Source organism: Candidatus Arsenophonus phytopathogenicus, assembly GCF_056113345.1.
On sequence record NZ_JBUIOB010000017.1, the window covers coordinates 726,046 to 746,037 of the forward strand.

10 protein-coding genes, 1 tRNA gene, 3 rRNA genes and 3 pseudogenes are annotated in these 19,992 nt (G+C 39.0%); 9 read left to right on the forward strand and 8 right to left on the reverse strand.

The features are described from left to right. The 3 genes from mnmG to asnC all read right to left on the reverse strand — a co-directional run bounded on the left by mnmG (position 1) and on the right by asnC (position 3,243). Positions 1–1,890 (reverse strand): tRNA uridine-5-carboxymethylaminomethyl(34) synthesis enzyme MnmG, encoded by a 1,890-nt coding sequence (mnmG, locus tag AC01GB_RS07175; RefSeq protein WP_474451246.1) that lies wholly within the window; start codon positions 1,888–1,890, stop codon positions 1–3. 350 nt (positions 1,891–2,240) lie between these two features. Further along, positions 2,241–2,696: an FMN-binding protein MioC gene (gene mioC / locus AC01GB_RS07180; protein WP_474451247.1), complete on the reverse strand. Its 456-nt coding sequence runs from the start codon at positions 2,694–2,696 to the stop codon at positions 2,241–2,243. A gap of 85 nt (positions 2,697–2,781) precedes the next feature. After that, the gene (gene asnC / locus AC01GB_RS07185) at positions 2,782–3,243 is read right to left on the reverse strand and encodes a transcriptional regulator AsnC (RefSeq protein ID WP_474451248.1); all 462 of its coding nucleotides are present in this window, start codon (positions 3,241–3,243) and stop codon (positions 2,782–2,784) included. A 163-nt stretch (positions 3,244–3,406) separates the two neighbouring features. Between asnC and asnA the strand changes: the two genes are divergently transcribed. Then, the gene (gene asnA, locus AC01GB_RS07190) at positions 3,407–4,399 is read left to right on the forward strand and encodes an aspartate--ammonia ligase (RefSeq protein WP_474451249.1); all 993 of its coding nucleotides are present in this window, start codon (positions 3,407–3,409) and stop codon (positions 4,397–4,399) included. Here the strand turns inward: asnA and viaA are convergent. The 3 pseudogenes from viaA to AC01GB_RS07205 all read right to left on the reverse strand — a co-directional run bounded on the left by viaA (position 4,400) and on the right by AC01GB_RS07205 (position 8,783). Further along, a pseudogene (viaA, locus tag AC01GB_RS07195) lies at positions 4,400–5,847 on the reverse strand (ATPase RavA stimulator ViaA). A 6-nt stretch (positions 5,848–5,853) separates the two neighbouring features. Beyond that, a pseudogene (ravA, locus tag AC01GB_RS07200) lies at positions 5,854–7,348 on the reverse strand (ATPase RavA). A gap of 121 nt (positions 7,349–7,469) precedes the next feature. After that, positions 7,470–8,783: pseudogene (locus AC01GB_RS07205) on the reverse strand (MFS transporter). A 642-nt stretch (positions 8,784–9,425) separates the two neighbouring features. Here AC01GB_RS07205 and AC01GB_RS07210 point away from each other — a divergent pair. The 5 genes from AC01GB_RS07210 to AC01GB_RS07230 all read left to right on the forward strand — a co-directional run bounded on the left by AC01GB_RS07210 (position 9,426) and on the right by AC01GB_RS07230 (position 15,704). Beyond that, positions 9,426–10,969 (forward strand): 16S ribosomal RNA (locus tag AC01GB_RS07210). Between the two features lie 479 nt (positions 10,970–11,448). After that, positions 11,449–14,352 (forward strand): 23S ribosomal RNA (locus AC01GB_RS07215). A 110-nt stretch (positions 14,353–14,462) separates the two neighbouring features. Further along, a 5S ribosomal RNA gene (rrf, locus tag AC01GB_RS07220) occupies positions 14,463–14,578 on the forward strand. The 16S, 23S and 5S rRNA genes sit together here with 1 tRNA gene alongside, the layout of an rRNA operon. A 48-nt stretch (positions 14,579–14,626) precedes the next feature. Next, positions 14,627–14,703: transfer RNA gene (locus AC01GB_RS07225), tRNA-Asp, on the forward strand. Between the two features lie 212 nt (positions 14,704–14,915). Continuing rightward, on the forward strand, positions 14,916–15,704 hold the full coding sequence (locus AC01GB_RS07230) for an endonuclease/exonuclease/phosphatase family protein (protein WP_474451250.1): 789 nt from the start codon (positions 14,916–14,918) through the stop codon (positions 15,702–15,704). A 94-nt stretch (positions 15,705–15,798) separates the two neighbouring features. Here AC01GB_RS07230 and AC01GB_RS07235 read toward each other — a convergent pair whose 3' ends face one another. Next, the gene (locus AC01GB_RS07235; RefSeq protein ID WP_474451251.1) at positions 15,799–17,172 is read right to left on the reverse strand and encodes an amino acid permease; all 1,374 of its coding nucleotides are present in this window, start codon (positions 17,170–17,172) and stop codon (positions 15,799–15,801) included. Positions 17,173–17,342: 170 nt separating this feature from the next. On the opposite strand from AC01GB_RS07235, the gene queE reads away from it, so the two are divergent. Then, on the forward strand, positions 17,343–18,017 hold the full coding sequence (queE, locus tag AC01GB_RS07240) for a 7-carboxy-7-deazaguanine synthase QueE (RefSeq protein WP_474451253.1): 675 nt from the start codon (positions 17,343–17,345) through the stop codon (positions 18,015–18,017). Between the two features lie 42 nt (positions 18,018–18,059). On the opposite strand, the gene queD is transcribed toward queE, so the two are convergent. Further along, positions 18,060–18,422, reverse strand: a complete 363-nt coding sequence (gene queD, locus AC01GB_RS07245; RefSeq protein ID WP_474451255.1) for a 6-carboxytetrahydropterin synthase QueD — start codon at positions 18,420–18,422, stop codon at positions 18,060–18,062. A gap of 441 nt (positions 18,423–18,863) precedes the next feature. Here queD and ftsB point away from each other — a divergent pair, with 441 nt between their 5' ends. Further along, the gene (gene ftsB, locus AC01GB_RS07250; RefSeq protein WP_474451257.1) at positions 18,864–19,157 is read left to right on the forward strand and encodes a cell division protein FtsB; all 294 of its coding nucleotides are present in this window, start codon (positions 18,864–18,866) and stop codon (positions 19,155–19,157) included. A 93-nt stretch (positions 19,158–19,250) separates the two neighbouring features. Beyond that, positions 19,251–19,979 carry a 2-C-methyl-D-erythritol 4-phosphate cytidylyltransferase gene (gene ispD / locus AC01GB_RS07255; protein WP_474451258.1) on the forward strand — a complete coding sequence of 243 codons (729 nt, stop codon included), beginning with the start codon at positions 19,251–19,253 and terminating at the stop codon, positions 19,977–19,979. Positions 19,980–19,992 lie beyond the last annotated feature (13 nt).

Here is a 19,992-nt window from a genome sequence, read left to right on the forward strand (position 1 = left end):
TTAAGCACTCCGACGTAATAAACCTTGTTTTTTTAACCAGACTAATAATATTGATATTGCGGCTGGCGTAATACCTGATATTCGCGATGCTTGACCAATAGAACTAGGTTTATGATCATTGAGTTTTGCAATAACCTCATTAGAAAGACCAGTTATTTGCTTGTAATCTAAATTGGTCGGTAATGCAGTATATTCATTACGGAGCTGTCTCTCTATTTCTTCTTGTTGACGAGCAATATAACCTTCATACTTTACTTGAATTTCAACTTGACTTGTTACTTGAGGATCATCAATTGCAGGTGAAAAATAGTTTAACGAAGTAAGTAATTTATAACTTATTTCTGGACGGCGAAGTAAATCTTCGCCGTTTGCTTCTTTTGAAAGCGGAACAGTTAATATTTCATTAAGATCACTAATTTTATCTGAATTAGGATGTAACCAAAGGTTACGTAACCTCTGACGTTCTTGTTCAATTAATTCAACTTTACGACAAAATTTTTGCCAACGGTTTTCATCGATTAAACCAAGTTCGTACGCTTTTTCGGTTAAACGAAGATCTGCGTTGTCTTCACGTAGCATAAGGCGATATTCTGCTCGTGAAGTAAACATTCGATAGGGTTCTTTAGTGCCTAAGGTACAAAGATCATCAACTAAAACACCAATGTAGGCTTGATCACGACGAGGGAACCATCCTTCTTGTTCAAAAGCATAACGAGCTGCGTTAAGTCCAGCTAGTAAACCTTGAGCTGCTGCTTCTTCATAACCAGTTGTTCCATTAATCTGACCTGCAAAAAATAGCCCTTTGATAAATTTGCTTTCTAAAGTTGGCTTTAAATCTCGGGGATCAAAGAAATCGTATTCAATCGCGTATCCGGGTCGAGTAATACGCGCATTTTCTAGACCTTTCATCGAATGTATAATTTGCATTTGTACATCAAAAGGTAAACTAGTAGAAATTCCATTAGGATAAATTTCATTACTGGTTAGCCCTTCTGGTTCAAGGAAGATTTGATGTGCAGAACGATCTGCAAACCGCATAACTTTATCTTCAATAGAAGGACAGTAGCGGGGACCTATTCCTTTAATAATTCCTGCATACATAGGACTACGATCTAAATTATCGCGGATCACTTGGTGAGTTTTTTCATTCGTATAAGTGATGTAGCAAGGTAATTGTTGAGGATGTTGTTCAGCTGATCCGACAAAAGAGAAAACAGGGGTGGGATCATCACCAAATTGTAGTGCTAATTGGGAAAAATCGATAGTTCTTGCGTCAATTTTAGGAGGTGTACCTGTTTTAAGTCGATCTACTCGTAAAGGTAGTTCTCTTAATCTATGTGATAGGCTAATAGCAGGAGGATCACCAGCCCTACCACCACTATAATTTTCTAATCCTATGTGAATTTTACCGTCAAGAAAGGTACCTACGGTCAGTACGACAGACTTTGTGTGAAATTTTAATCCCATTTTGGTTATCACGCCAATAACTTGATCGTTTTTTACGATCAGGTCTTCAACAGCTTGTTGAAAGATCATTAAGTTATTTTGATTTTCTAGCGCAGTCCTAATCGCTTGCTTATAAAGTACTCGATCAGTTTGAGCTCTAGTTGCTTGTACTGCTGGACCTTTACTTGCATTAAGCGTTCTAAATTGGATCCCTGCATTATCTGTGGCAATAGCCATAATGCCACCTAAGGCATCAATTTCTTTAACCAGATGTGCTTTACCTATTCCACCGATAGCTGGATTGCATGACATTTGGCCCAACGTATCAATATTATGGGTTAGAAGTAAAGTTTGACGTCCCATACGAGCAGTAGCCATAGCTGCTTCAGTACCAGCGTGGCCTCCACCAATAATAATGACATCAAATTGTTCTGGGTAAAACATGTATAAACCTTAGTATTAAATATGACTTGGGAAGTGAATTTTACTCGAGTTTTGCTAAGAGGCAAGTTATATGATCCTTGCCTAATATAAATAAGATCTTTTTATTTAAAGATCTGTTTATTAGATCTTTTATTAGGATCGCGATCTTCTGTGGATAAGTGTAAATACCATAAGAAGATCATTATCTTGTTTATGATCTTTAGCTGTGAATGATAAGTGATCCTACTCCGTATAAGCTGGGATTAACATGGCTAGTTACCCACAACCAAGTTTGGCACTCAAGCTTATTCTATAGATAACTACGGGTTATTCCCTGCTTTTTCGCAAAGTTATCCACATTTATTTGGCTTTTATTTATCCAAATCGATAATTTTATCTTTCCACTTTTCGATCCAAATTTCTGCAAGATCTTCTGGCACTTCATGTTCTAAAATATCAATCTCCAATGTTTCTCCAACGCGTTTTGCATTATGATCCTTTAGCAGTTGATCTAATTTATGGATTGCACCACAAAAAGTATCATATTCTTTGCTACCTATCCCAATCGCACCATAATTAATCTGACTAAGATCAGGTTTTTCTTCGCTGATCTTTTTTGCTAGAGGTTGTATATTTTCAGGCAAATCACCTGCTCCATGGGTAGAGCATACAATTAACCAAATACCTTTTGTTGGTAGCTCTTTTAACGATGGACCGTATGTAACTTCAGTGTCAAAGCCATATTTCTCCAATATTTCAGCGATATGCTCAGCAACATATTCAGCACTGCCCATAGTGCTACCTGTAATCAATGTTACTTTTGTCATTATGAACCCCATTATTTAAAACAATGCCTATTGTATGCTGTGAATGAGTTGGGATCTACCTGTGGATAATATGGTTATTCCACTTTTATGGATTGATAGTACGCATTATTGGATTTTGTAAAGAGATCAAGGTTTCAGTAGATTGGATCTCATCAATTGTCTGTATCTTATTAATAAGTACATCTTGTAACGCATCAATGGATCGACACATTACCTTGATAAATATACTGTATTGTCCAGTTGTGTAGTAGATTTCGACCACCTCGTCTAATTCATCAAGTTTTTTCAGCGCAGTATGGTAGTCTTTCGCGCTTTTTAAAATAATGCCAATAAAGCAACATACATCAAAACCTAGTTGCTTCACATTAATATCTACACGTGTCCCTAGAATAATCCCAGCTTGTTTCATTTTTTCGACTCGGACATGTATCGTACCAGGACTTACGGCAAATTTTTTAGCTATTTCAGCGTAGGGGATCCGTGCATTTCTCAGTAATTCATTAAGTATGTCGCGATCCAGATTATCGATTTGATAATTTTCAACCATTTTAAAACACCATTTTTAACGATTATTTATTTTTAAAGGATTTATTTTGAATATTATAAATCATAATCACTTTTTTTTATTAAGTATATTGAATTTATGACCCATTTTATTGCTTAATCTATATAACAAAGTAAATAATGCTACAGATTATGGGGTAAAAAAAATGGAAAAGTCATTCATCGAAAAACAACAACAAATTAGTTTTGTTAAATCTTATTTTTCGCGTTTATTAGAAAAAGAATTAGCTTTAATTGAAGTTCAAGCACCTATCTTAAGTCGTCTCGGTGATGGGATTCAAGATAACCTGTCAGGCCATGAAAAAGCAGTACAAGTCAAAGTAAAATCGATGCCAGATTCTGTTTTTGAAGTTGTACATTCATTGGCTAAATGGAAACGTAAAACGTTAGGTCGTTTTGATTTTAAACCCGGACAAGGGCTTTATACCCATATGAAAGCATTGCGTCCTGATGAAGATCGTCTGACACCTATTCATTCTGTATTTGTAGATCAGTGGGATTGGGAAAAAGTAATGCTTAAGGATGAGCGCTCTCTTGATTATTTAAAACAGACGGTCATTAAAATTTATCAAGCAATAAAAGAAACAGAAAAAGCGGTTAGTACAGAATGTGGATTAGCCCCATTTTTACCTGAGCAAATTCATTTTGTTCATAGTGAAGAATTATTACAACGCTACCCTGATCTTGATGCTAAAGGAAGAGAATGTGAAATAGCTAAAGAATTAGGTGCAGTTTTTCTTATTGGTATTGGAGGAAAACTATCTCATGGCCTTGCTCACGATTTACGTGCTCCTGATTATGATGATTGGACAACACCTAACAGTGAAGGTTATGCCGGTTTAAATGGTGATATTATTGTTTGGAACCCTATATTGCAGGATGCATTTGAAATTTCTTCTATGGGCATCCGTGTTGATACAGAAGCGCTTACAAACCAATTGGCAATTACCGATGATGAAGATAGAATGTCTTTTGAATGGCATCAAGCATTGGTAAAAGATCAAATGCCACAAACAATAGGTGGGGGCATTGGACAATCTCGTTTAGTGATGTTATTACTTCAGAAAAAGCATATTGGCCAAGTTCAATGTAGTGTATGGTCGCCGGAAAGCCATGCAGTTATTACGGATATGTTGTAATTAGTTCCAATAGCGTAATAATCGACTTTTTAGCCCAGTATCAAAGTGCCAGATATAATCGAAAATATTTAGGATACCGGGTTTTCCATATTTAGATAATGTAACAGCATGAAAACGATGCTGTTGCGTTTGATGAACTTTTATTCTTTTTACTAAATTATCAGGTAATCGTTGAGCAATAAAATCTGAAATCACAACCACATCTGAATCTTTCCATTGCTGTTGTTGCATTTTTTCTAAACATTTATTTAAACAGGCAGCCAAATCGGTTCCCCCACTAAATGTTTGATTAAGAAATTGCATTAATTGCTCTAATCTATCATTGCTTAATAAATCATAATCAATAACTTCCATTGAAAATAGAATAATGTGACACTGACGGTTGTCACTCATGGCTATTTTCATTAAAGCGAGGCAGAAAGCTTTAGCACAATTTTCATTAAATTTTCCCATTGAACCTGAAGTGTCTATACATACAATAAATGGCCCTTTTGGTTGTTGTTCATCGTGATGTTTAACCGTTGGACGTAATATTTTTCGTTGCTGCCAATTATCGCCTTGTAACCTGTAGGTAAGTAACTGTTTTTAAAATAATTTGCGATAAAATTTAAATTCGAGTTCTTTTAATCCCAGCAATGCTAATTCACTAGGTAGAAGACGTAAAATATCATTACCGTGGTTTATCCCTCTAATTTGCTCGGGTAATCTGGTCAGGGATTTTTTCCAATGAGATTTTTGATTCTAATATTTTCTGCTGTTTTTGTTGAGATTTCAACGAATTGCTTCTACCTAAAAGTTCTGCTAATTTTTCTAATTCAGGTTGCTGTTGTAAAAAATGGCTATACTGAATTAATAATTGAATATTATTGCAGGATTGGGTTAAAGCTCCTTTACTCATATCCCATAATTTACCAGCAGGCTGATTATTTTGATTAAACATTTCTGCTAAATTTCCAGTTAATTTCAATCGTTGCTCTAATTCAGCCAATAAATGTTCTTTTTCTTGCTCTAATAATAATTTATTAAACATTGTTACTTCAAAAATAAGATTAAGGCGCCAGCGTTGAATAAATAGAGATTGTCCTGCGGGATCATGAGAGATTTTTCCCAGTAAATAATGCGCTTCTTGCACAAAAGAAGAATATATTTCTGTTAATTTATTAATAGTTATCGGAAGATTGCTAAAAAATTTTGTAGTAACAAGGGCCAAATTTTGCTGATAAAGTGCAAATTCTTCGGTTAATTTAATGGGCACCAAGGTCTCTTGCTATTTGTGATATAAATTTTTTCCATGCTAAAAAATCTCTTAATAATATATTTTTAAGATTAGGGTACTTCTCAAAAAAAATGACTAATTGAGGTGTGGCCAGTAATGTTAATACAATCTCTTCTATTATCTCCATTTCATTAATGGAGAGTAACATATCAATCGTTGTGAGATTCAACATAGATTATTAGCTCATCATCTGCGTTCTTAATTGAGATAATTTATCTGTTAGAGTTAAAAAATTTTGTTCAATAGTTGCTAGCCAATGATTTTCAATAAAAAAACAAGGTTGATGATGACTAAATAAAGATTTTTGCTGTTGAATTAAATGATTAATTTGTTCGAGCTTTTCCGGCCATTTATTATCTAATTTATTTTCATCTATTTTTTCGTATAAATAAAGTGTTGATGGCTTTCTACTCGCATCCAGCACTTGCAATTGGTTTTTGCTATTAACTTGTGCTGAAATTAATTGAGCATAACCAATACCATTAAGTTGAGCAGAAATTTTTCCTTTATTTAATGTATCGTTGATTGAACTCTTATCTATGATAACAGAATTAACTTTTATATTATGTAAAACAAGGGGAGTATGTAAAAATAATGTTATATTTTTTTCGCTAATTTGCTTGGATAGAGAATAATGTGGAATGCGATTGAATAAACGGTTTTCTTTCTCTAATTTAAAAGCGATTTTATTGTTATTAATTTGAGTTGATTGCTGCCATTCATTATGAAGATCATCTATTTTCTTATTGATAATTCGTTGTTGCCAACCTTCTTCTATTCATAACGTAGTAATTAACTGCGGTAATAGTTGTAGTGATTGCAAATCATGCCAAAGGCAATCTTTAAATAAAATAATATCTAAAGGTGATATTGCATCACTCCCATTAAAAAAAGCACTAGCTTGGAGTAAGTGGATAGCTTTTTTCCGTCGACGATCAGAAATATAAGGTGATGGAACTAAATTATCAATTTGCTGCCGTAATTGATAAATTATCTCAAAGCAATCATCTGGTAGTTTTATTTCACAAATTTTTACTTGCCACTCTTCATGTTCTTCATTACTTATTTGAAGTCGATTGGGAACAATATTTTCACTTTCTTCCTTTTTGCTATTTAATAAAGCCCTAAAATTCTGTTTCTTCTGCAGCTTATTTAACCATAAACGAATAAGCATACAATCGTATAATGCTTCAAGACTACTATCTGATTCTGGTAGTTCGTTGGAGGCAGTGACAAGTAAGTGCATAGGAATATTTTCTTCGTGAAAGCCATTTCTAAATTTTTTTTCGTTAATTGCCGTTAACAAAGTATTTAATATAGCAGGGCCAGCTTTCCAAATTTCGTCAAGGAAGATAATTTCGGCATCAGGTAAATAGCCTGTTGTTAAACGCTGATAGCGTCCTTCTTCTTTTAATGCTTGAATGGAAAGTGGTCCGAAAATTTCTTCTGGTGTTGAAAAACGAGTCATTAGGTATTCAAAAGAGCTAACCGTTTTAAAGGCTTGTTTTATTCGCCTGGCTATCATGCTTTTAGCAATACCGGATTGGACCTAGTAGAAAAACACTTTCTCCTGATAATGCTGCTAATAAACAAAGGCGAATAGTATGCTGCCGCTCGTATAGACCAGTTTCTAGATAGTTGCTCAATTGAGCTATTCGTTCAGCCAATTGCATATACTCTTCTCCTGTATAAAAAAGAATTATTGCAAATTAATTTATTGAATTTTAGTAAATTCAACAAAAAAATAAATATAATTTATTTTAGGTTTGTCCTATTTAGATGAAATTTTTACTGTTAGGGAGCTTTTTTATTAATTAAATTTTGTCCATCTTCTTGTTGCAACAGAAGGAAAATAAGTGAAGATGACAGAGCAATTATACCTATAGTAATAAATGTATAATGGAAATTATCAATATGATCACCATAAGGTAGCGATTCATAAAAGTGTAAAATTGCAGCGCTACTCGCAATACCAAAACTGATAGCAAGTTGTTGGGTTACAGCTAACTTACTATTACCAGAACTGGCGTTGTTTTCTGTCAAATCCGCTAGAGTAAGTGTATTCATAGCGGTGAATTGGGTCGACATTGCCGCTCCCAGTAAAAATAAAGGAATTATCAAAATATAAAATTGAGTAATAATTAAGCCAATAATAAATGTTATGGTAAAAAGTGTTTTTTTATAGTCATATTGAGTTAATATTTTTGTAACAACAGGTTTTGCCGATATTGAGCCTATCGCCATTGGAGCCATCATTAAACCAGCTGTAACCGCTGGGTATCCAAATCCTACTTGCAACATCAACGGCATTAAAAACGGAATACAGCCTGTGCCTAGACGGGTTATAACATTACCGGCTATACTGATAGAAAAGGTTCTTGTGCTAAATAAACTTAATGGAATAATTGAATAAGCGATTTTTCTTGCGTGTAATACATAAATAAAGAGTAAAAAAAAATGCCGCCTAAAATTATAATTAATGGTGCATAATTGGTTAAATTTTCGTTATTAAAAAAATCTAAACTCACCGTCAACATTACAATTGCAGCACCAAAGAGAATAAATCCTATAGTATCAAAGGCGCGTTTAGGCATTTTAAAATCAGGCATATGTTTTAGTGCATATAAAATACCAAGTAAACCGATAGGGATATTAATAATAAATATCCAATGCCAACTGGTATAAGTTATTAAAAAACCACCAAGTAAAGGGTCTAATATATGTCCAACTAATCCGGGAATAGTGGCAAAATTTAAAATAGGTAATAATTCACTGCGTGGGTAAGCTCTCAATAATGCAAGACGTGCAACAGGCATCATCATTGCACCGCCTATTCCTTGAATGATGCGAGAAAAAACTAAAAAAGCCAAAGATAATGACATTGCAGATAAGAAAGAGCCTAAAGAAAATAGACTAACTGCAAATATAAAAATTTTTCTTGTACCAAAGCGATCGGCTAACCATCCACTAACTGGAATAAGCAGAGCAACAGTTAATGTATAACTTATGACAGCAGATTGCATGGCTAAAGGAGAATGATTAAGACTTTAAAAAGGCCGTAGTTGCTATGACTGGTAAGCCAAACATATTTTGTATTGTTTTTAACATTAAATAACCTAAAAAAATAAGGTAAACCGAAATAAATCAGATTTTAAAATAGATTATCTTTTATTTATTTTAGAAAATTATAGCACTAACAGATATCTAATGAATCATTACTTATATAACTTTGCGCGAAGCAATTGTTTCTAAATAATTCTAACGAATAAATTTAAAATTTAGATTCATAGCTCACTCAAACATAAATAAGATATTTTTGTCGAAAAAAAGAGTAAACGACTAAAGTTTACAAATTATTGCTTGCCAGCTGCGTAAAACTGCTTATAATGCGCCCCCACTGAGTCAGTATAGAACGAATCAATTGAATTGAATTTTCTTGACGCAGGGTAAAGAAGAGTAGAAATAACTACTTGACTTTACAGGTGAAAAGCGTAATATACGCCACCTCGCGGCCCAGGTCGCACGCTCTTTAACAATTAATCAGACAATCTGTGTGGGCACTTGCAAGACATCATCAAAAAATATTTGGTTTTAAAGTCTTGAAGAGTGACAAAACAGTTAATTCATATATGAACTAATATGCAGTAACGTTATTTTGGTCGGCAGCGGCGAAGGTGGTCAAATATCGGCAAAGCGAGTTGAACAAAAGCGCGTTACGGTCAGTAAAACATTCTTTGAGCATCAAGCTTTTAATTGAAGAGTTTGATCATGGCTCAGATTGAACGCTGGCGGCAGGCCTAACACATGCAAGTCGAGCGGCAGCGGGAGGAAGCTTGCTTCCTTGCCGGCGAGCGGCGGACGGGTGAGTAAGGTATGGGGATCTGGCCAAAGGGGGGGGATAACCACTGGAAACGGTGGCTAATACCGCATAATCTCTAAGGAGCAAAGTGGGGGACCGTTCTGGCCTCACACCTTCGGATGAACCCATATGAGATTAGCTAGTAGGTGGGGTAAGGGCTCACCTAGGCGACGATCTCTAGCTGGTCTGAGAGGATGATCAGCCACACTGGGACTGAGACACGGCCCAGACTCCTACGGGAGGCAGCAGTGGGGAATATTGCACAATGGGCGCAAGCCTGATGCAGCCATGCCGCGTGTATGAAGAAGGCCTTCGGGTTGTAAAGTACTTTCAGTCGTGAGGAAGGTGTTAAGGTTAATAACCTTAGCAATTGACGTTAGCGACAGAAGAAGCACCGGCTAACTCCGTGCCAGCAGCCGCGGTAATACGGAGGGTGCGAGCGTTAATCGGAATTACTGGGCGTAAAGGGCACGCAGGCGGTTAATTAAGTTGGATGTGAAATCCCCGGGCTTAACCTGGGAATGGCATTCAAGACTGGTTAGCTAGAGTCTTGTAGAGGGGGGCAGAATTCCATGTGTAGCGGTGAAATGCGTAGAGATGTGGAGGAATACCGGTGGCGAAGGCGGCCCCCTGGACAAAGACTGACGCTCATGTGCGAAAGCGTGGGGAGCAAACAGGATTAGATACCCTGGTAGTCCACGCTGTAAACGATGTCGATTTGGAGGTTGTGGTCATGAACTGTGGCCTCCGGAGCTAACGCGTTAAATCGACCGCCTGGGGAGTACGGCCGCAAGGTTAAAACTCAAATGAATTGACGGGGGCCCGCACAAGCGGTGGAGCATGTGGTTTAATTCGATGCAACGCGAAGAACCTTACCTACTCTTGACATCCAGCGAATCCTTTAGAGATAGAGGAGTGCCTTCGGGAGCGCTGAGACAGGTGCTGCATGGCTGTCGTCAGCTCGTGTTGTGAAATGTTGGGTTAAGTCCCGCAACGAGCGCAACCCTTATCCTTTGTTGCCAGCGAGTAGAGTCGGGAACTCAAAGGAGACTGCCGGTGATAAACCGGAGGAAGGTGGGGATGACGTCAAGTCATCATGGCCCTTACGAGTAGGGCTACACACGTGCTACAATGGCGTATACAGAGAGAGGCGAGCCAGCGATGGGGAGCGGAACTCAGAAAGTACGTCGAAGTCCGGATTGGAGTCTGCAACTCGACTCCATGAAGTCGGAATCGCTAGTAATCGCGGATCAGCATGTCGCGGTGAATACGTTCCCGGGCCTTGTACACACCGCCCGTCACACCATGGGAGTGGGTTGCAAAAGAAGTAGGTAGCTTAACCTTTTGGATGGCGCTTACCACTTTGTGATTCATGACTGGGGTGAAGTCGTAACAAGGTAACCGTAGGGGAACCTGCGGTTGGATCACCTCCTTACCTAGATAGATGGAATGTGAGTGTTCACACAGATTGTCTGATGAAGATTGAGCAGAAAGTATCATTAGGCCTGTAGCTCAGCTGGGAGAGCGCCTGCTTTGCACGCAGGAGGTCAGCGGTTCGATCCCGCTTAGCTCCACCATATTGCAAGATAAAAATAGAAAAAAAGTTATTCAGAGCAGGCTGGCAACAGTATGCTACGAATAATAATGCTCTTTAACAATCTGGAACAAGCTGAAAATTGAAACACACATTATTGAAAAAATAGTGTGGGGAACTCTCAAACTCCAATTTGAAGTGTTATTCAAATAGGCAGACGAATGGCATGAGCGAGCAGGGTGAAATTTGCGGCGTAGGTGCGCAGTCAGCGCAGTGTACATAAGTACGTGAGCATGACGAGTACCGCACAACAAAAAATTTCGCACGGCGCAGCCATGGCGCTTCCGTATTATTTGATAAGAGACACCTTCGGGTTGTGAGGTTAAGCGAATGAAGCGTACACGGTGGATGCCTAGGCAGTCAGAGGCGATGAAGGACGTGCTAATCTGCGAAAAGCGTCGGTAAGCTGATATGAAGCGTACTAGCCGGCGATGTCCGAATGGGGAAACCCAGTGCATTAATGCACTATCATTTGATGAATTTATAGTCAAACGAGGCGAACCGGGGGAACTGAAACATCTCAGTACCCCGAGGAAAAGAAATCAACCGAGATTCCCCCAGTAGCGGCGAGCGAACGGGGAGCAGCCCAGAGTCAACATCAATATTTACTGCAGGAGAAGGGTCTGGAAAGGCCGGCAATAAAGGGTGATAGCCCCGTATCTGAAACGGTAAGTGTTGTGAGCTCGAAGAGTAGGGCGGGACACGTGTTATCCTGTCTGAATATGGGGGGACCATCCTCCAAGGCTAAATACTCCTGACTGACCGATAGTGAACTAGTACCGTGAGGGAAAGGCGAAAAGAACCCCGGCGAGGGGAGTGAAATAGAACCTGAAACCGTGTACGTACAAGCAGTGGGAGCACCCGAAAGGGTGTGACTGCGTACCTTTTGTATAATGGGTCAGCGACTTATATTCTGTAGCAAGGTTAACCGCATAGGGGAGCCGTAGGGAAACCGAGTCTTAACTGGGCGTTAAGTTGCAGGGTATAGACCCGAAACCCGGTGATCTAGCCATGGGCAGGTTGAAGGTTGGGTAACACTAACTGGAGGACCGAACCGACTAATGTTGAAAAATTAGCGGATGACTTGTGGCTGGGGGTGAAAGGCCAATCAAACCGGGAGATAGCTGGTTCTCCCCGAAAGCTATTTAGGTAGCGCCTCGTGAATTCATCTTCGGGGGTAGAGCACTGTTTCGGCTAGGGGGTCATCCCGACTTACCAACCCGACGCAAACTACGAATACCGAAGAATGTTATCACGGGAGACACACGGCGGGTGCTAACGTCCGTCGTGAAGAGGGAAACAACCCAGACCGCCAGCTAAGGTCCCCAAGTCATGGTTAAGTGGGAAACGAAGTGGGAAGGCTTAGACAGCCAGGATGTTGGCTTAGAAGCAGCCATCATTTAAAGAAAGCGTAATAGCTCACTGGTCGAGTCGGCCTGCGCGGAAGATGTAACGGGGCTAAACCATGCACCGAAGCTGCGGCAGCGACATTTAGGTGTTGTTGGGTAGGGGAGCGTTCTGTAAGCCGTAGAAGGTGGACTGAGAGGTCTGTTGGAGGTATCAGAAGTGCGAATGCTGACATAAGTAACGATAAAGCGGGTGAGAAACCCGCTCGCCGAAAGACCAAGGTTTCCTGTCCAACGTTAATCGGGGCAGGGTAAGTCGACCCCTAAGGCGAGGCTGAAAAGCGTAGTCGATGGGAAACGGGTTAATATTCCCGTACTAAGGGTTACTGCGAAGGGGGGACGGAGAAGGCTAGGCTATCCGGGCGACGGTTGTCCCGGTTTAAGCGAGTAGGAGGGTAGTGCAGGCAAATCCGCACTGCTATAACACTGAGACGTGATGACGAGCCACTAAGGTGGTGAAGTAGTTGATGCCCAGCTTCCAGGAAAAGCCTCTAAGCGATAGGTAATCATTAATCGTACCCCAAACCGACACAGGTGGTTAGGTAGAGAATACTCAGGCGCTTGAGAGAACTCGGGTGAAGGAACTAGGCAAAATAGTGCCGTAACTTCGGGAGAAGGCACGCTGGCATTAGGTGAAGGGTCTTGCATCCGGAGCTGAAGCCAGTCGAAGATACTAGCTGGCTGCAACTGTTTATTAAAAACACAGCACTGTGCAAACACGAAAGTGGACGTATACGGTGTGACGCCTGCCCGGTGCTGGAAGGTTAATTGATGGGGTAAGCCGTAAGGCGAAGCTCTTGATCGAAGCCCCAGTAAACGGCGGCCGTAACTATAACGGTCCTAAGGTAGCGAAATTCCTTGTCGGGTAAGTTCCGACCTGCACGAATGGCGTAATGATGGCCAGGCTGTCTCCACCCGAGACTCAGTGAAATTGAACTCGCTGTGAAGATGCAGTGTACCCGCGGCAAGACGGAAAGACCCCGTGAACCTTTACTATAGCTTGACACTGAACATTGAGCCTTGATGTGTAGGATAGGTGGGAGGCTTTGAAGTGTGGACGCCAGTCTGCATGGAGCCAACGTTGAAATACCACCCTTTAATGTTTGATGTTCTAACTTGGGCCCGTAATCCGGGCTGAGGACAGTGTCTGGTGGGTAGTTTGACTGGGGCGGTCTCCTCCCAAAGCGTAACGGAGGAGCACGAAGGTTGGCTAATCACGGTCGGACATCGTGAGGTTAGTGCAAAGGCATAAGCCAGCTTGACTGCGAGCGTGACGGTGCGAGCAGGTACGAAAGTAGGTCTTAGTGATCCGGTGGTTCTGAATGGAAGGGCCATCGCTCAACGGATAAAAGGTACTCCGGGGATAACAGGCTGATACCGCCCAAGAGTTCATATCGACGGCGGTGTTTGGCACCTCGATGTCGGCTCATCACATCCTGGGGCTGAAGTAGGTCCCAAGGGTATGGCTGTTCGCCATTTAAAGTGGTACGCGAGCTGGGTTTAGAACGTCGTGAGACAGTTCGGTCCCTATCTGTCGTGGGCGAAGGAAGGTTGAGGGGGGCTGCTCCTAGTACGAGAGGACCGGAGTGGACGCACCACTGGTGTACAGGTTGTCATGCCAATGGCATCGCCTGGTAGCTAAGTGCGGAAGAGATAACCGCTGAAAGCATCTAAGCGGGAAACTTGCCTCAAGATGAGTCTTCCCTGACAGTAATGTCCTATAAGGGGTGTTCGAGACGAGGACGTAGATAGGCTGGGTGTGTAAGCGTAGCGATACGTTGAGCTAATCAGTACTAATGACCCGGGAGGCTTAACCTGACAACACCGAAGGTGTTTTGAGAGAGAGAATTTTAGCTTGTTTTGAGATTGAATCTGGTCGGATTTTGCTGAAGGCGCGAAATAAGATGGGATAAATAAAAAAGAATTTGTCTGGCGGCAATAGCGCGGTGGTCCCACCTGACCCCATGCCGAACTCAGAAGTGAAATGCCGTAGCGCCGATGGTAGTGTGGGGTCTCCCCATGTGAGAGTAGGGAGCTGCCAGACTTTGATTTAAGGCTAATGGAAAAGACCGTTAGTGAAATTGATAGGGTTGGTGCGGTAGTTCAGTTGGCTAGAATACCGGCCTGTCACGCCGGGGGTCGCGGGTTCGAGCCCCGTCCGCACCGCCAATAATATCGAAAGTAAGCCCTGTGAAGATATCACAGGGCTTTTTGTTGTTTATTAAAAAACTTGTCAAATATATAAATATTTTTTATAAAGTTGTTTTATTTTCATTTTTCTTGAACTTTAAGATGCAACTATGCTTCTAAATGATGAGTTTTATCTATTATCTATGTATTGGATAGATTAATAAATATTCGATTTTTAAGGGCTATTTGAGGTGGCAAAGAAAATTTATTCAGTGCGTTATATTGCTGGCCAGCCAGCAAAGCGTATTTTACCTGTATCTGAATATACGCTTGATGATGATTTACCTATAGGGATGCCATTATTCTCAGAAAGTGATGAATTAAGAATTGTTTCATGGAATATTTATAAGCAGCAACGCCCAAACTGGTATTCAGTTTTAAATAAATTAGTCATAGATAAACATTTGATTCTGTTACAAGAAGCTCAAACTTCACCTCAACTTATTGATTTTGTCGTATCTCAACATTTAGTTGCTGATCAAGTGCCAGCAATTGTTTTTCCTCAACACGCTTCTGGGGTAATGACGTTAGCAAGATCTCATCCAATTTATTGTTGTCCATTGCGGGAAAAAGAGCCATTACTTCGGTTACCGAAATCAGCGTTAATTACCGTTTATCCATTACATAATGGCCGAAATTTAATGATTATTAATATTCATGCGGTTAATTTTAGTTTTGGGGTGGATATTTATAGTCGGCAACTACACAATATAGGGGAGCATATTAAAAGACATCAAGGGCCAGTTATTTTTGCTGGGGATTTTAATACCTGGAGTCGACAACGTATAAATGCACTTAAACGTTTTACGCGCAGTTTACGGATGAAAGAAGTTAATTTTAGCACTGATGAACGCACTATCATCTTTGGTTACCCATTAGATTATGTTTTTTATCGTAGTTTGACCCTTCTGGATGCAGAAGTGATTAAAACGCAATCTTCTGATCATAATCCCATTTCTGCCAAGTTTAGTATCAAATAGTTTTAATCAGAGAATAAAAAAATAGAAATGCTGATTTAGCATTTCTATTTTAAATATTAGGTTTGCACTCAGATAATGATGTTAGTTATCAATGCTATTTTATTGATATATTTTCTTTTTTAATAAATAAGTAGTAAGTAATTGACAAGCATACGATCCAAATCATTCCTACGATCAGCGCAACGCGTGTATCTTTGAAAAAGCCTAACAGCATGATGACAAACACCATAAATAAGATGGTGATGAATGGACCAATCGGCCAAAATGGTACTTTAAATTTCAGTTTACTTGCCGTTTCAGCGCTCATTTTACGGCGCATAGCAACTTGAGAAAGCAAGATCATTAACCAAACCCAAACGGTTGCGAATGTGGCTAAAGAGGCAATTATTACAAAAATATCTTTTGGAATAATATAATTGAGATAAACGCCGATCAGCATAATTACCGACATAACAACTACTGTAATCCAGGGAACACCAGTGCGGCTAACTTTCATAAATGAACGAGGTGCTTGCCCTTCCTGGGCCATACCATACATCATACGGCCAGCTCCAAAGATATCACTGTTAATAGCAGATATAGCAGCTGTAATGACAACAATATTTAAGATATTAGCGGCAGAAGTGATATTTAAATTGGCAAAAATTTGTACAAATGGACTGCCATTTTGTCCAATTTGATTCCAAGGAAAAATGCACATTAAGACAAATAGCGTTAAACCATAAAAGAGTAATATACGCAATGGCACAGCATTAATGGCTTTAGGGATAGTTTTTTCTGGTTCTTTAGCTTCACTTGCAGTAATGCCGATCACTTCAATACCACCAAAGGCGAACATAACGATTGCTAGTGAGGCAATAATTCCTTCTACACCATTAGGCATAAAGCCACCATGTTGCCAAAGGTTAAATAAACCTGTTGCATGATGTTCGGTTCCTTGACCAAAACCAAATAACATTATTGCGCTACCACCAATGATCATCGCAATAATAGCAATCACTTTAATAATTGATAACCAGAATTCCATTTCACCGAAAATTTTCACATGACACAAGTTCAATGCGCCAATAAATAGGACAATACTTAATACCCATATCCATTGTTCAACTTGAGGAAACCAAAAACGCATATAAGTGCCAAAGGCAGTTACATCGGCCAGACAGACAATTAACATCTCAAAGATATAATTCCATCCAGTAAGAAAACCGGCTAATGGCCCCATATAGTGGCTGGCATACTGAGAAAAAGAACCTGGCACTGGATGGTGGACTGCCATTTCACCCAGTGCTCGCATAACCATAAAAACTGCTGCTCCACCAATCATATAGGCAAGCAGTACTGCTGGGCCGGCAGCCTGTATTGCTGAAGCTGAACCATAAAAAAGCCCTGTACCAATTGCAGAGCCTAGCGCCATGAAGCGAATGTGCCTGCCAGTCAATCCCCGTTTAAGTTGATTTGTATTGTTCATGTGTTGTCTTTCCATCTTTCTTTTTAATGTGCTGGATATGCTCCCAGTTCACAAGCTAAATGGTTTTGATAACTACAAAGCACAAGTTGTTTACCTTAACATAAAGAAAGGTGTTCTAGGGATAGATATCTGCAATAATAGGCAAATTATTAAGTTATTTAGAGAATGTCATGGATTATCCAATTAATCAAATTTTTCAAACAATACAGGGAGAGGGCTATTTTACTGGAGTAGCAGCAATTTTTATTCGTTTACAGGGTTGTCCGGTCGGGTGTAGTTGGTGTGATACTAAACATACTTGGGCTAAAAATAAGCAACAACAGCGGTCATTATCGATAATCTTAGCTAAAAAAATCGAAAGTGACGAGTGGGCAGCGTGTAGTTCAGAACAAATTATTGATCTATTTGAACAGAATAATTATACCGCTCGTCATATCGTCATTACAGGGGGAGAACCTTGTTTATATGATCTAACTGAATTAACTGATAACTTAGAAAAAAAAGGTTATCAGTGTCAAATCGAGACGAGTGGGATACACAATATTTATTGTTCTGAAAAAACTTGGGTAACTGTATCACCAAAAGTGGCGATGCGTGGTGGTTTTAGTATATTGCCGGCAGCGTTAAATCGAGCCAATGAAATTAAACATCCTGTCGGGCGTCAAAAAGATATTGATGCATTAGAATCTTTGATTAATCAGCTTGATCCCAATCATCCTGCACCACATATTTGTTTGCAACCGATTAGTCAAAATGCTAATGCGACTCAGCTTTGTATTGAAACCTGTATTAAACGTAATTGGCGGTTATCGGTTCAAATGCATAAATATCTAGATATCGCTTAATAGTACTCAGCACCAATCGGTGCTGAAAATAAAAGGCGGGTTTTATTCACCGCGATAAATACAACCTGCATTACAAGTTTCTTTAATCATTATCGAACTTAATTGTGGCAAAATGGGTTTCATTTTATGCCAAATCCAACGTGCAATAACTTCACTAGTAGGATTTTCTAATCCTTCTATGTCATTAAGATAATGATGATCTAATTGTTGCCATAAAGGTTTAAAAGCTTTAGAAATATCGCTAAAGTCAATGATCCAGCCTGTTTGTTGATCAATTTCACCGGTTAATTCTAATCTGACCATAAATGAGTGCCCATGTAAACGTTCACATTTATGCCCTGTGGGAACATGGGGTAGTCGATGGGCAGCCTCAAACTGAAAGTCTTTAAAAATTGTTGCGCTCATTGTGGCACCTATCAATTGTATTAATGCAAACATTTTATCTGAATGAGTGCATTTTTTATATTAGAAACTTTTGATTAATTAATCTCATTATGTGAGTTAAAAATAATTTAATCATTTTAAAAATGAGATATGGTTATATTATCTTGACCTTGTGTGATAACTTAATGAATATAAAATAGAATGAAAGAATTTTTCAGCATAATTTTTTAATTTAAATAAAAAAAACAGTTAACCAACAAAATATTTTAAATTGATCAACTTATTAGATGGTAAAAACAAACTTTTTTTTGACATATAGCTAAGCTATACTTTATCAATAAAAAGACCCGTTTGACTTTAATTCATATTTATTTATGAATTTTTTTATTAATAACTTATCTGTGATAGGTAGCGTCATAGGGTAAGTTGTGGGATGATAAGTGAGTCTTGCAGGGGGCTTCGATGCGTAAATTAGCTCTGATATTGTTGGCGGTGTTTTGCTGGTTACAATATTCACTATGGTTTGGTAAAAATGGTGTCCATGACTATTTGCGTATAAAAAATGAAGTTGCAGCGTTAGAAACGTTGAACATGACATTTAAAGTACGCAATGAACGTTTATTTGCTGAAATAAACGATTTGAATGAGGGACGTGAAGCTATTGAGGAGCAATCCCGCTCTGAGCTTGGTATGATTAGACCTGGAGAGTCTTTTTATCGAATAGTGAATGAGAATACTTTTCCAAACCATAAATAAAATTTTTAATTAATAATATTTTTTCCGGCCACAAAATTATTTTAAAATATTATGACGAAAAAGTAGTAATTCATAAGAAAACAGTCTAGAACAATGAATAAATTTATATCTAATCGTAAAGTGCAAATTGCTGCCTTAATACCTGCCGCTGGTATTGGCAATCGTATGAAAGCGGATTGTCCCAAGCAATATTTGAAAGTAGCGGGAAAACCGATTATTGAGCATACCATATCTGCCTTACTTAAGCAGCCAAGAATTTCCCAAATTATTGTTTCGTTAAATAAGGATGATATCTTTTTTCATCAATTAGCGATTGCAAAAAATGCAAAAATTAAAACAGTCGTTGGTGGTTGTCAAAGGGCTGATTCAGTTTTGGCTGGACTGAATTATTTATCAGACAATTTACAGCTAGATCCCTGTTGGGTTTTAGTTCATGATGCAGCCCGACCTTGCTTACATCAAACTGATTTAAATAGTATTATTCGTTTTATTGATAGTAAACAGTCTTCTTATGGTGGTATTTTGGCAGCGCCAGCAAGAGATACAATGAAACGTTCAGTTCAAGGAAAAATAGATATTAGCCATACTGTTGAACGAAGTGAACTTTGGCATGCACTGACGCCACAATTTTTTCCTTTAGCATTAATCAAAAACTGTTTGACTCAAGCGTTAGCGCAAAAAGCAGTAATTACCGATGAGGCTTCGGCGCTTGAATATTGCGGTTACCATCCTCAATTGCTGGAAGGTAGAGTGGATAATTTAAAGGTTACTCAACCAGAAGATTTGATATTAGCAGAATTCTACCTTTCTCGCGCTTTATAAGACTATTGTTAGG